The organism is Bacillus sp. FSL W8-0640 (assembly GCF_038007725.1).
Classification (GTDB): Bacteria; Bacillota; Bacilli; order Bacillales; family Bacillaceae_G; genus Bacillus_A; species Bacillus_A cereus.
In genome coordinates, this window is the sequence record NZ_JBBOXT010000001.1 from 1,426,055 (window position 1) to 1,438,777 (window position 12,723).

The following is a 12,723-nucleotide window of genomic DNA, read 5'->3' on the forward strand; positions in this document are numbered from 1 at the left end:
TTTTTCGTTCTATGAAAAAATAGGCATAGCAGAACCTTTCCACTTTCCATGAGATGATCGATGGAAAAGGAGAGAGAAAGATGAAACAAAAAAACAGTGTAGTGCAGATGGTGAGTGTAGCGATGCTAAGTAGTATTGCATATTTACTAATGATGTTAGATTTTCCGTTCCCAGGGCTTCCGCCATTTTTGAAAATTGATTTTAGTGATGTACCAGCTCTAATTGCAGCAATTATCTTTGGACCAGTAGCAGGAGTGATTGTAGAGGCGATAAAGAACATTTTACATTACGGGATTCAAGGAAGTTTAACGGGAGTACCAGTTGGAGAGATTGCAAACTTTATTGCAGGATGCTTATTTATTGGACCAGCAGCTTTCTTATTTAGAAAGTATCGTACTGTGAAGAGTTTAACTACAGGATTAATGCTAGGGACAATTACAATGGCACTTATTATGAGTGTATTAAACTACATCATCATATTCCCGGCTTACACTTGGTTTTTAAATTCACCGGCTATGTCTAGCGAAGCTATAAGAACAACGGTTGTAACGGCAATCTTACCATTTAATTTAATTAAAGGGATTGTTGTAACAATTGTATTTGTAGCATTATTCTCACGCCTGAAAGTATGGGTGTTTGCAAAAATGAAAAATGCATAATATATATTAAAACCATTAGTAGTGTGAAACTACTAATGGTTTTTTATTAAGGAAAATAAAATTTAGATACAAAAAATGCCCCTCATCAATATGAGGGGCATTTTTTGAAGTTAATAAAAGACTATTCGAATTTTAAAGCGTCTCCGTCGAATGATTCGTCAGCAACTTTAATTGAGTCAGTTGGACAGCCTTCGAATGCATCCATCATATCTTCAATTAATACATCTGGAATTTCAACGATACCTTGGTTATCATCTAATGTTACAAATGCAATACCTTCATCATCATAGTCATAAATGTCTGGTGCAGCAGCGCCACAAGCACCACATGCAATACAAGTATCTTTATCAACGATTGTATATTTTGCCATCTTTTTTCCCTCCTGATAATATGTATGTGAAAAGCTCGCCATAAAAATTATAACCTTATTGTAAAACGGTTTGTAAAACTTTTCAACATAAAATTATAATGATAATGCTTATCAATTAGAGTGTCAACTTATTTTTGAATTATGTCATAAGATTTTCAAAATACGTAAATATGATTTCGTTTGATACAATAGAATATATACAAGTATATAGTTCTCATATGATAAGTTTAATGAGCGAAAGTAGATAGTGTAATTGTACTGAAAAGAATGAAGTTAAGATTGGAAGGTGGAAGCGGTCATGCAAATACAATATACTTTGTTGCATTGTTTAAAACAATTGAATGGTGAAAGAACCGTTTCTTCTATTTATTATTTACTAAAGGGCAAACGTTCTTCGCAAACTTTACAAGATGGAAATATGTTCCGAATTTCTTTTTTGTTCGGAATATACAAATCATTGAATAGAAATGACTATGATGGTGAAGTTGCAAAGTTGTTGCAAGCGAATTTTATTCAAGAAATACATGAAAATACATATGTGTTAACACCTACGGGTAAAATGCAGTTACATAAATGGGAGGAAGTTTATGCTTTTCCGGCGCATTTGCATGGTTTACATTATGGTGAATTAGGTGAAACATTTTGGAAAAGATTATCATTAATTATTCAAACTATATCAAATTTACAACAGAATAATACGAAGTTTATCCCAATTCAGCAAGATACAGAAATAATGATGTGGGTGAAACGTTTTCTAACAGGAATACCATATAAGAGAAGTGAGTTGGCGAGAAAACTATGGACGGAAGTATATAATCTTTTAGAAAAGAGCAATACGATAGAAGCGACGATTGTAACATATCGACTAACGGGTTATGAACGTATTGGTTGTACATTGCAACAATTAGCAGAAATTACGAAACAAGATATATTCAGGGTGTATTTTTTATTTTGGGGTACAATGCATTTCTTTATACAAGAAGTTCGTGATAAAGAAAATGAATTTCCACTATTAGCTGAAATTATATCTTATCCAAATGAAAGAGCTGAATTATTTAGTTTATCGACGAAAAAAACATATAATTTTTGGAGACAAGGACGTTCTTTAGAAGAAATAGCGACGATTCGGAATTTAAAGGTTGCAACGATAGAAGATCATTTTGTTGAAATTGCTTTGCGAGAAAAAGATTTTTCTATTGAAATGTTTATGGAAAAAGAAAAGATAGACAAAGTAATAAAAGTAATTGAAGCATTGCAAACGCGGAAGTTACGTGTTTTGAAACAAGCGGTTGGAGAAGATATCTCTTATTTTGAAGTTCGTCTTGTATTAGCGCGGATGGAGGGTGTAAATGAAACTTGAAGAATATTTATATAAGTGGTTTGGATATTCTGAATTTCGTCCAGGTCAAAAAGGAGTTATTACAGATTTATTAGAAGGAAAAGATGTGATAGCAATGCTTCCGACTGGAAGAGGGAAATCTATGTGCTATCAGTTTCCGGGGCTTATGCGAGAAGGAACAGTGCTTGTTGTATCACCGTTATTATCTTTAATGGAAGATCAAGTGACACAATTAAAGTATGTTGTGAAAAACCGAGTAATAGCATTTAATAGTTTTCGGACATTAAATGAAAAAAGAGAAGCGATGAAAAAATTATCTTCATATAAATTTATTTTTGTTTCACCAGAGATGTTACAGTCGGAGTTATTAATTAGGGAATTGAAGAAAATTCATATTTCATTATTTGTTGTTGATGAGGCTCATTGTATTTCTCAATGGGGTTATGATTTTAGACCGGACTATAAAAAACTAAATGTAGTTATTGAAAATATTGGTTCTCCTACAGTATTAGCATTGACAGCCACAGCGACAAAAGGGGTACTGCAGGATATCGCAAATAGTTTAAATTTAAAGGGTGCCGCGGAACATGTATACTCTATTGACCGTCCTAATATTGCAATGGATGTGCAATTTGTAGAGACGATAGAAGAAAAGAAAGAGGCGCTTTTAGAGCAGGTGATGTATTTACAAGGGCCGGGGATTGTATATTGCTCAAGTAGAGCGTGGACAGAAAGGTTAACGGAATACTTGAGAGGGAAAGGTGTTACTGGTGTAGCTTTTTATCATGGTGGTATGGAACATGAAGAGCGTATGTTAATTCAACAGCAGTTTATGAACGATCAATTGCAACTTGTAATATGCACAAGTGCATTTGGTATGGGGGTAAATAAGGCGAATACGCGATATATTATTCATTTTCATTATCCAACTAATATAGCTTCTTACTTACAAGAAATCGGAAGAGCTGGAAGAGATGGCGAACCGAGTATAGCTATTTTATTATGTAGTCCGTTGGATCATGATTTACCAATTTCAATCATTGAGGATGAATTGCCAAGTAAGTCACAAATACAATTTTTATTTTCTTTACTACAAGAAAGAATGTTTCAAACGAAAGAATTACCAATAGAAGATGTAGAAGAAATTTGTTATAATGCAGCAAGATTTAATGAGCAATATTGGCGTTTCGTTCGTTATCATCTCGAACAGGTTGGAATTATACAACAACGAAGATTATTATTAGAAGGTTTGTCAGATGAAATCATGAACCGATTAATAGCTGAAGTAGAAATAAGGTTGCGTAATAAATATAGTGAGCTAGAAAATATGAAGTCATGGATACAAGTTAAAGGATGTAGACGTGAATATGTGCTGCAACAGTTCGGTTATAGGAAAGAGCAAGAGTTAATTAATTGCTGCGATTATTGCGGTATTACAAAAGAAGATTATAAAAAAAGACGAGCGCAACAATCGGATTTCGACTATAATTGGGAAACAGAGTTACAAAAGCTTTTCGGCCTAGAAAAGATGGAGGAATGATGAACATTCAAAGACATAATGTTGAAGATATGAGTCCGCAGGAAATAAGGCTGAATCTATATATAACACAGTTAATTATTATCGGTATTGGCTGTTTACTGGCATATATATTATTTCAAGATGTAAAAGAAGTCTTTAATTTATGGAAATGGGAACCAGTATCTATACTTATTATAGGTGGTTTGTTAGCGATTGGTATTGTGTTATTAGATTATGTTGCAATGCGAGTGTTTCCGGAGTCTTGGTTTGATGATGGTGGTATTAACGATAAGATGTTTCGAGGAATGTCCGTTCTGCATTTACTCGTTATTACGTTCTTAATTGGTTTTGCAGAAGAATTTTTATTTAGAGGTGTAGTACAGACTCATTTTGGAATTGTAATTGCGAGCTTCGTATTTGCAGTGTTACATATTCGTTATATAACAAAGCCATTTTTGTTTTGTTTCGTCTGTTTCATTAGTTTTGTCTTTGGTTATGTATTTGAATGGACAGGAAATTTGTTTATAACAATCTTTGCACACTTTCTTGTTGATTTTATAATGGGACTCCAATTAAGAAAATAAATGGAAGGTGGTGGTGAACAACATGAGGAAACGAATTCCTGATTTTGAAGAGGAATTAGAAGTTGAGCGAGTGGAAGAAAAAGAAAGTTTACCGCCGCGTAGTGAAATTCATAGAAATAAAGAAAAAAAACAAAAGTTTAAAATAAATCACATTTTCGTCCGGGTTTTAACATTTCTATTCATTCTGCTGCCGATTAGTATTTTGTGGTACACGGATAAATATATTCAGGTGAAGGGTGATAGTAATAATGCCGGAAAAAGTGCGTTTGAAGTAATCTTCTTTGATTCAGCTAAATCTGAGTCGCAGAAACATTCTGAAAAAGTAATAACGCATACTGTGAAAGAGGGAGAAACTTTAGAAAGTATAGCGAAGCAATATTTTTCAGATGGAAATGGAATTGAAGTAATTAAAAAGTATAATAACTTGCAAGAAGATGAAGTGAGTGCAGGTCAAGAATTAAAAATTCCGATAAAAGATAAGTCCACAAAGCAAGAAAGCTAGTGAGTTAAGCGAACACCGTTTGTTATAAAAGCCTAGGATTATCTTTATGAGGAGGGGAGTCAAAAATATGATATGGATTATATTATTCAGTACTCTCATAGGCATGGGGATTTTATTGCTTCTTGTGATGTATAAAGAAGCGATGCGTAATACGGTGTTGGAACATACTTTAGTATTTAAAGAATTTCCGAAAAGTTTTCAAAAAGTAAATGTGTTTTTTATTTCTGATATTCATAGAAGAGTCATTTCGAATTTGTTAATTGAACAAGTAAAAGGAAAAGTAGATCTCGTAATTATCGGAGGAGATTTAGCAGAGAAAGGTGTCTCTTTATCAAAAATCTCTGCGAATATTCAAAAGTTAAGAGAGATAGCTCCTGTATATTTTGTGTGGGGAAACAATGATTATGAGATAGAATATCATGAATTAGATGCGTTATTATTAGAAAATAACGTAAAAGTTTTAGATAATACAAGAGTGGTATTTGAGTCTGAATTAGGCGAGAAAATTTGTTTGCTCGGTATAGATGATGTTGGATTGCACCGTGATCGTCTAGATTTGGCATTGGCGGATTGTAAAGAAGATGGTTTTCGTATCCTAGTTAGTCACAACCCTGATATAATAAAAAAAATGTCTGGAAATGAACAGATTTCACTTGTCTTAAGTGGACATACGCATGGAGGGCAAATCCGATTATTCCCATCTAAAAAATATTTAAAAGGTGGCGTATATAACCATTTAAATACGATTCTCTTTGTTAGTAATGGGTATGGAACAACATTGATACCACTTCGTTTCCGAGCACCTGCTCAAACACACATCATTACATTGTGCGGAGGGAAATGATGCCAACTCTTAATGGGAAATACAATATAAAAGCCGTTTCGAATATAATTGGAGTTCAGCCGAGTACGCTTCGTGCATGGGAAAGACGATATCAAATTATTGCCCCAAAGCGGAATCAAGCTGGGCATCGTTTATATACAGAAGAGCATATTCAAATTTTAAAATGGTTAATGGAAAAAGTTTCTTCCGGTATGATGATTGGACAAGCAGTTCGATTATTAGAAGAGAATCGTTTGCAGAGTACAGTTCAAAAAGAGATACATTTCGATAAAGAAGTTGTTTTAGTGGACGATTTGCTACAAGCTTTGTTAAAATTTGATGAAATTACAATTGCTGCATTATTAAACGAAGCTTTTAGTATATATTCAACAGAGAAGGTTGTTGCCAGTATTGTTCTTCGAGTGACAGACAAATTATTAACGTCAAAAAATAATAATGAGATTTCAATGGTGCAATTTCAATATGCACTATCATTTTTACAAACGCGTCTAGGGATGGTGTATCACAATGCCTCAATGTTTTCCTCTTTACACAAAGTTATTGTGTTAGAAAAGGATGCATTGAAAGGATTTATTTTTTCAACTTATTTACGCTTAAAAGGATATGAGGCGATATATATTAGGACAAGCTTAGCTGAAGATGGTATGTTATCAGCGGTAGAGGAAATACAGCCGAAATATGTATTTGTATCTTTTGCTGACGAACAAGAAATGAAAAAGACGATGAACTTTATAAAGTTATTACAAGAAAAAAGGGAATCTCTTTTAGTTGGATTTATCGGAAAGCTAGGCGTTCTAAACCAGTTGGACATTGAAACAATCCTAATTGGTGATACGAAAGAAGAATGGGATGGATGGTTAAAAATGTCGGAATAGTTGTTCGAAAAGAACCATCTATTTTCTATTTCATATAATAAAAATTAGATGCATTGGTTACGTAGGGAGGGTATGAGATGAGGCTGGAACGATTAAATTACAATAAGATAAAAATTTTTCTAACATTTGATGATTTATCTGAACGAGGATTAACGAAAGAAGATTTATGGAGAAATGCACCGAAAGTACAGCAATTATTTCGTGATATGATGCAAGAAGCAAATAAGGAATTAGGGTTTGAAGCAGATGGTCCGATTGCAGTTGAAGTGTTTTCTCTACAAGCACAAGGGATGGTTGTAATTGTAACGAAAGAAAATCAAGAAATGGATACAGATGATGAGTTCCGTGACGAGTTTATTGAAATGCAAGTGACTCTAGATGAAAGTGAGCATATATTATATGAGTTTGCTACGCTAGATGACGTAATTAACCTGTCGAATCGCTTATATAACCTTGGTGTAACTGGCGGAAAGCTATATACGTGGGATGAGCGCTTCTATCTTTGGGTGGAAGAAGAGGAACAAATTCAATTGTTAAAGGCGGATTTTATAGCTATTTTAGCGGAATACGGTAATCCGTCTACAGCAACCATTTATCGCATCATGGAGTACGGTAAAGAATTAATGGATGTTAACGCGATAGAGCAAATACACAATTACTTTGTGAAAAAACAAAACCTCAGCTAATACAACATAGCTGAGGTTTTGTTTTTATTTGGAGAAGGGAAGGGATGATTGTAAATACTCGAACATACTTTTTGAAAATAAAATATGCAGTTTTATGGGAGTGTGGTTGATGGAAATAAAAAATATTTAAATATTTAAGTATTTTACTTTTCTAAAAGTAATAAAAGGACTATAATAATAGTGAAAACGCTTGCAACAGAAAATAGTTTGTATATATTTGTTAGCGTTTTCTATTGCATTCCAAATTTAAGGGTGTATACTAGGCAATGAAGGTTTACTAAACAAGTGAAATTACAGGGGGTTTACTTACTATGGTAGCCGAAAAGGGAACTCAAACAAAAACACAACAACAAAGGGAACAACATTTTGAACTATTGAATTCAACACAAATTGTTATTAGTGAAGCGTTAGAAAAATTGGGTTATCCAAACGAAGTATATGAATTATTAAAAGAACCAATTCGTATGATGACAGTGAAAATACCAGTTCGTATGGATGACGGGACTGTTAAAATATTTACAGGATATCGTGCACAACATAATGATGCTGTTGGTCCAACGAAAGGTGGGATTCGCTTCCATCCGAATGTAACAGAAAATGAAGTGAAAGCACTTTCAATCTGGATGAGTTTAAAATGTGGTATTGTTGATTTACCATATGGTGGAGGTAAGGGTGGAATTATTTGTGATCCACGTGAAATGTCATTCCGTGAGTTAGAAAGATTAAGTCGCGGTTATGTACGAGCAATTAGCCAAATCGTAGGACCGACGAAAGATATTCCAGCTCCAGATGTATTCACAAACTCTCAAATTATGGCATGGATGATGGATGAGTATAGCCGTATTGATGAATTTAATTCACCAGGATTTATTACAGGTAAACCGCTTGTATTAGGTGGATCACATGGACGTGAAACAGCAACAGCGAAAGGTGTAACAATTTGTATTCGCGAAGCTGCGAAAAAACGTGGCATTGATATTAAGGGTGCACGCGTTGTTGTTCAAGGATTCGGTAATGCTGGTAGCTTCTTAGCTAAATTTATGCATGATGCAGGTGCGAAAGTTATTGCAATCTCAGATGCTTACGGCGCGTTACATGATCCAAATGGATTAGATATTGATTATTTATTAGACCGTCGTGATAGCTTCGGTACAGTAACAAAGCTATTTAACAATACAATTTCAAACAAAGAATTGTTAGAACTTGATTGCGATATTTTAGTTCCAGCTGCAATTGAGAACCAAATTACAGAAGAAAATGCTAATGATATTAAAGCGAAAATCGTTGTTGAAGCAGCAAATGGTCCAACAACATTAGAAGCGACTAAAATTTTAACAGATCGCGGAATTTTACTTGTTCCAGACGTGTTAGCAAGTGCTGGTGGTGTAACAGTATCTTACTTTGAGTGGGTACAAAATAACCAAGGTTACTACTGGACTGAAGAAGAAGTAGAACAACGTTTAGAAAAAGTAATGGTAAGATCATTTGATTCTATTTATGAAACAGCACAAGTTCGTAAAGTGAACATGCGCTTAGCGGCGTACATGGTTGGTGTTCGTAAAATGGCTGAAGCAAGCCGCTTCAGAGGTTGGGTATAAAATATTATATCTTGAGAAAACGTGATTTCCTTTCGAGGGAATCACGTTTTTTTGTTGAAGTATTAAATGAGGTGTTGTATATGGAGAATGAAATGCTGGAACGAGTAGAACAATTAGAAGAAAAGGTTAATAGGTTAGAGGGAGAACTCGCAAGAACGATGAAAGCTCGCAAAATAAGTACCGTTCGGATGTTCGGGGAAGGGCTACTGTTTCTGATATTTGGTGTGGTTGTAGTAGGGCCGATTATTGCCGTTGTAATCTCAATTTTTACTTGGCTTGCTGAAAAATAAAATAAAAATAAAAAAGAACGCTTGTTCTATGCGAACAAACGTGCTATACTCTCCTTAGATAAACAAAACGGAAATGATTTTAAGGAGAGATAAATGATGAAAATGACAGTAGACCAAAGATTTATGATGCCAGCAGATGTTGTAGAGCGAGTGGAAGTATTACGAAACAAACAAAGCAAGCGTGGCACATTATTACAATCGGTAAATAAATTTTTCGGTTTAGATACGAAAGAAGATTGTGTTTGGTTTTACGGTTTTTATGGAGTGGCTGTAAGTATCTTGTTGTTTATGGTGTTCACTTCAAATATTTTCGATTTTCTCTTCGCGTAAGAAATATGCGATAAGGACATTGCTACCGAATACATATATAAGGAAGTAAGGTAATCTTCTAGAGCGGGAGTTGGTAGCAATGGCGATGTTTCCTATAGAGCGCAATTATATTGGATATGGAAGTTCACGACCGGGGATTCCTCTGACTAAAGTGAGATTTATCGTAAGCCATGATACGGGGAATCCTGGAAGCAATGCGATAGGCAATCGAGATTACTTTAATGAATTACAACCGAAAGCTTCGGCACATACATTTATAGATGATAAAACAATATTGGAGATTATTCCTATAAATGAAGTTGCGTATCATGTTCGATATGGTGTGCCGACGGATAATGACTTATATGGCTATGACGCGAATAAGGCGGCCATTGGAGTGGAACTTTGTTATGGTGGTGATGTTAACTTTTGGGAAGCGTATAATCGTTTTACATGGTATCATGCGTATTTATGCCAAAACTTTGGCTTAAATCCGAAAAAAGATATCGTGTCACATAAAACGCTTGATCCAGCTAGAAAGATTGATCCTGAGAATGTATTAGGGAAACAAGGTATTAAATTTCAGCAGTTTTTAGCAGATGTCTATCGGATGTACGTTTCGTTTAGATGACAAATATATGAAAAATGAATACAATAAAGATAGGTGCCTACTGCTGTAAGTAGGTTTTTTCTTGTTTTTATAAATAGTGCATTGGTAGAAGACTAGGAGTGGACGAGTATGCAGAAAGAAACAGTTATTATAATCGGAGGCGGTCCGTGCGGATTAGCGGCTGCAATTTCGTTGCAAAAGGTAGGGATAAATCCGTTAGTAATTGAAAAAGGAAACATTGTAAATGCCATTTATAATTATCCAACTCATCAAACATTTTTCTCTTCTAGTGAAAAATTAGAAATTGGTGATGTAGCTTTTATTACAGAAAATCGTAAGCCATTTCGAAATCAAGCGCTTGCGTATTATCGTGAAGTAGTAAAACGTAAATCTGTACGTGTAAATGCTTTTGAGCGAGTGGAGAAAGTTCAAAAAGATGGAGAAGTTTTTCAGGTTGAGACGACAAAGCGTGACGGAAGTAAGGAAATGTATATAGGGAAATATATTGTTGTAGCAACTGGATATTATGATAATCCAAATTATATGAATGTTCCAGGTGAGGAATTGAAGAAAGTAGCTCACTATTTTAAAGAGGGGCATCCTTATTTTGATCGAGATGTAGTAGTTATAGGTGGGAAAAACTCGAGTGTAGATGCCGCGTTAGAACTTGTTAAATCTGGTGCACGTGTAACGGTACTGTATCGTGGAAGTGAGTATTCACCAAGCATAAAGCCTTGGATTTTGCCGGAATTTGAGGCGTTAGTACGAAACGGTACAATTCAAATGCATTTTGGAGCTCATGTGAAAGAGATTACTGAGCATACATTAACGTTTACAGTTGATGGTGAAGCTTTTACAATCAAAAACGATTTTGTATTTGCGATGACTGGTTATCATCCTGATCATAGCTTCTTAACGAAGATGGGTGTTCAGATTGATGAAGAAACAGGACGTCCAATTTATACAGAGGATAGAATGGAAACGAATGCTGAAAATATTTTCATTGCAGGTGTCATTGCTGCTGGAAATAATGCAAATGAAATATTTATCGAGAACGGTAGATTTCATGGAGATGCGATTGCGCAAACCATTGCATCAAGAGAAAAATAAAAAGGAGCTGTCGGGAAAATCTCGACAGCTCCTTTTTATTCGTGCATAAACATATTTTGAATGGATTCATGAGAATTTGTATTCTCTAATGCAACAAGTAATTTAATGCGTGCTTTTTGTGCATTTAAGCCGTATGTGAATACAATGCCCATATCTTTTAAGTGTTTACCGCCACCTTCATACGAATATACGTCTTGAACGATACCGTTGAAACAGCGAGAAACCAATACGACAGGAATACCTTTATTTAATAATCTTTCTAGGCTAGGTAGTGTTCTTGGAGGGAGATTACCTTGTCCAAGAGCTTCGATAACAATGCCGTCTACAGGAAGATTTTCGATTGCTGCTAATAATGTATCATCCATGCCAGCATATGCTTTTAGAACAACTACATTTTTAGACACTTTATTTATCGTATATGATTCGCGATGTACTAAAGCGTGATGGAAGACAACGCCGCGTTTTGTTACCATTCCAATTGGTCCGTATTGTGGACTTTGGAATGTTGCGACATTACTTGTATGTGTTTTCGTTACATTTGTAGCGCAATGAATTTCGTCGTTTAATACGACTAAAACACCTTTTTCTGCAGCTTCATCACAACTAGCAACTTTTACAGCTGATAAGAAGTTATATAGACCATCAGCACCTAACTCATTGCTAGAGCGCATTGCACCTGTCACTACGATCGGAATAGTTGCTTGTACTGTTAAATCTAAGAAATAAGCTGTTTCTTCTAATGTATCCGTACCATGCGTAATAACTACGCCATGAATGTTGTCTTGTTTTACTCTTTCATCAATGATGACTTGTAATTGTAACATTTCGCTCGGTGTCATATGAGGAGATGGTAGATGGAACACATCTTCAACGATTAAATCAACATCGCCTTCTAAATCAGGAATGAATTTTAAAAGAGGATTTTTTTTACCTGGTTGTACGACCCCAGTTTCTTTATCTTCCTCCATTGCAATTGTTCCACCTGTGTGTAAAACTAGGATTCTTTTCAATGCTTATACCCCTTTCAAGTAAAAAAATACATTTAGAACATAACATGTTTTGAGTAAATTCGACAATGGAAATGTATAAAAGTATGCCTCGAAAATGACAATAAAATTAACTGCTATATGTACGATGTATAAAATTACGAAACGAAATGTGCAAATATAGTATAGGAGGGAGAAATTACGGTGAAAAAGATGGAGAGAATTTTTATTCGTATATTAATAATACAATTCATTTGTCTTTCTGTTGTACAATTGTTATTTATACATAAGTCATCAGTGAAATATTTATCTAAAATTGTTTATTATGAGGGTGTTATGGTAAAAAACAAAGTGGAAATCTTGCAGGTGAATCGGTAGTTTTCATTTTCTTCTATGAAGGATTATGCTACAATAATTGAGGATTTAATGACGCGAAGCAAAT

At 34.7% G+C, this 12,723-nt stretch carries 16 protein-coding genes; 14 read left to right on the plus strand and 2 right to left on the minus strand.

Features of this window, described 5'->3' with window-relative positions:
* Nucleotides 1–80: 80 nt before the first annotated feature.
* Entirely contained in the window at nucleotides 81–659 is a 579-nt protein-coding gene (locus tag N2V80_RS07465) for an ECF transporter S component (RefSeq protein WP_000810856.1), read from the plus strand.
* 121 nt (nucleotides 660–780) lie between these two features.
* On the opposite strand, the gene N2V80_RS07470 is transcribed toward N2V80_RS07465, so the two are convergent.
* Nucleotides 781–1,029 (minus strand): ferredoxin, encoded by a 249-nt coding sequence (locus tag N2V80_RS07470; RefSeq protein WP_001151993.1) that lies wholly within the window; start codon nucleotides 1,027–1,029, stop codon nucleotides 781–783.
* Nucleotides 1,030–1,327: 298 nt separating this feature from the next.
* On the opposite strand from N2V80_RS07470, the gene N2V80_RS07475 reads away from it, so the two are divergent.
* The 12 genes from N2V80_RS07475 (at nucleotide 1,328) to N2V80_RS07530 (ending at nucleotide 11,295) form a co-directional block, all read left to right on the plus strand.
* The gene (locus tag N2V80_RS07475) at nucleotides 1,328–2,389 is read left to right on the plus strand and encodes a helix-turn-helix domain-containing protein (RefSeq protein ID WP_001167011.1); all 1,062 of its coding nucleotides are present in this window, start codon (nucleotides 1,328–1,330) and stop codon (nucleotides 2,387–2,389) included.
* Complete coding sequence (gene recQ / locus N2V80_RS07480; RefSeq protein WP_000762980.1) at nucleotides 2,379–3,908, plus strand: ATP-dependent DNA helicase RecQ; 1,530 nt, start codon at nucleotides 2,379–2,381, stop codon at nucleotides 3,906–3,908. Before N2V80_RS07475 ends, recQ begins: the two co-directional genes overlap by 11 nt.
* On the plus strand, nucleotides 3,908–4,471 hold the full coding sequence (locus tag N2V80_RS07485) for a CPBP family intramembrane glutamic endopeptidase (RefSeq protein ID WP_001025780.1): 564 nt from the start codon (nucleotides 3,908–3,910) through the stop codon (nucleotides 4,469–4,471). The genes recQ and N2V80_RS07485 overlap by 1 nt, the downstream gene beginning before the upstream one ends.
* A gap of 22 nt (nucleotides 4,472–4,493) precedes the next feature.
* Nucleotides 4,494–4,973: a LysM peptidoglycan-binding domain-containing protein gene (locus tag N2V80_RS07490; protein ID WP_001231553.1), complete on the plus strand. Its 480-nt coding sequence runs from the start codon at nucleotides 4,494–4,496 to the stop codon at nucleotides 4,971–4,973.
* Between the two features lie 67 nt (nucleotides 4,974–5,040).
* Nucleotides 5,041–5,817 (plus strand): metallophosphoesterase, encoded by a 777-nt coding sequence (locus tag N2V80_RS07495; protein ID WP_000637796.1) that lies wholly within the window; start codon nucleotides 5,041–5,043, stop codon nucleotides 5,815–5,817.
* Complete coding sequence (locus N2V80_RS07500) at nucleotides 5,817–6,692, plus strand: MerR family transcriptional regulator (RefSeq protein WP_061654654.1); 876 nt, start codon at nucleotides 5,817–5,819, stop codon at nucleotides 6,690–6,692. Before N2V80_RS07495 ends, N2V80_RS07500 begins: the two co-directional genes overlap by 1 nt.
* Nucleotides 6,693–6,769: 77 nt before the next feature.
* Complete coding sequence (locus tag N2V80_RS07505; RefSeq protein WP_001235402.1) at nucleotides 6,770–7,378, plus strand: genetic competence negative regulator; 609 nt, start codon at nucleotides 6,770–6,772, stop codon at nucleotides 7,376–7,378.
* 311 nt (nucleotides 7,379–7,689) lie between these two features.
* On the plus strand, nucleotides 7,690–8,976 hold the full coding sequence (gudB, locus tag N2V80_RS07510; protein WP_000225173.1) for an NAD-specific glutamate dehydrogenase: 1,287 nt from the start codon (nucleotides 7,690–7,692) through the stop codon (nucleotides 8,974–8,976).
* 80 nt (nucleotides 8,977–9,056) lie between these two features.
* Complete coding sequence (locus N2V80_RS07515; RefSeq protein ID WP_000426768.1) at nucleotides 9,057–9,266, plus strand: hypothetical protein; 210 nt, start codon at nucleotides 9,057–9,059, stop codon at nucleotides 9,264–9,266.
* Nucleotides 9,267–9,359: 93 nt separating this feature from the next.
* Nucleotides 9,360–9,596 carry a DUF3961 domain-containing protein gene (locus N2V80_RS07520; RefSeq protein WP_001983018.1) on the plus strand — a complete coding sequence of 79 codons (237 nt, stop codon included), beginning with the start codon at nucleotides 9,360–9,362 and terminating at the stop codon, nucleotides 9,594–9,596.
* A gap of 79 nt (nucleotides 9,597–9,675) precedes the next feature.
* Entirely contained in the window at nucleotides 9,676–10,206 is a 531-nt protein-coding gene (locus tag N2V80_RS07525; RefSeq protein WP_001240655.1) for a peptidoglycan recognition protein family protein, read from the plus strand.
* Between the two features lie 108 nt (nucleotides 10,207–10,314).
* The gene (locus N2V80_RS07530; RefSeq protein ID WP_001168510.1) at nucleotides 10,315–11,295 is read left to right on the plus strand and encodes a YpdA family putative bacillithiol disulfide reductase; all 981 of its coding nucleotides are present in this window, start codon (nucleotides 10,315–10,317) and stop codon (nucleotides 11,293–11,295) included.
* Between the two features lie 35 nt (nucleotides 11,296–11,330).
* On the opposite strand, the gene ansA is transcribed toward N2V80_RS07530, so the two are convergent.
* Nucleotides 11,331–12,305 carry an asparaginase gene (gene ansA, locus N2V80_RS07535; protein ID WP_000822026.1) on the minus strand — a complete coding sequence of 325 codons (975 nt, stop codon included), beginning with the start codon at nucleotides 12,303–12,305 and terminating at the stop codon, nucleotides 11,331–11,333.
* Nucleotides 12,306–12,485: 180 nt separating this feature from the next.
* Here ansA and N2V80_RS07540 point away from each other — a divergent pair, with 180 nt between their 5' ends.
* Nucleotides 12,486–12,659 carry a YpfB family protein gene (locus tag N2V80_RS07540; RefSeq protein ID WP_000738057.1) on the plus strand — a complete coding sequence of 58 codons (174 nt, stop codon included), beginning with the start codon at nucleotides 12,486–12,488 and terminating at the stop codon, nucleotides 12,657–12,659.
* Nucleotides 12,660–12,723: the final 64 nt, after the last annotated feature.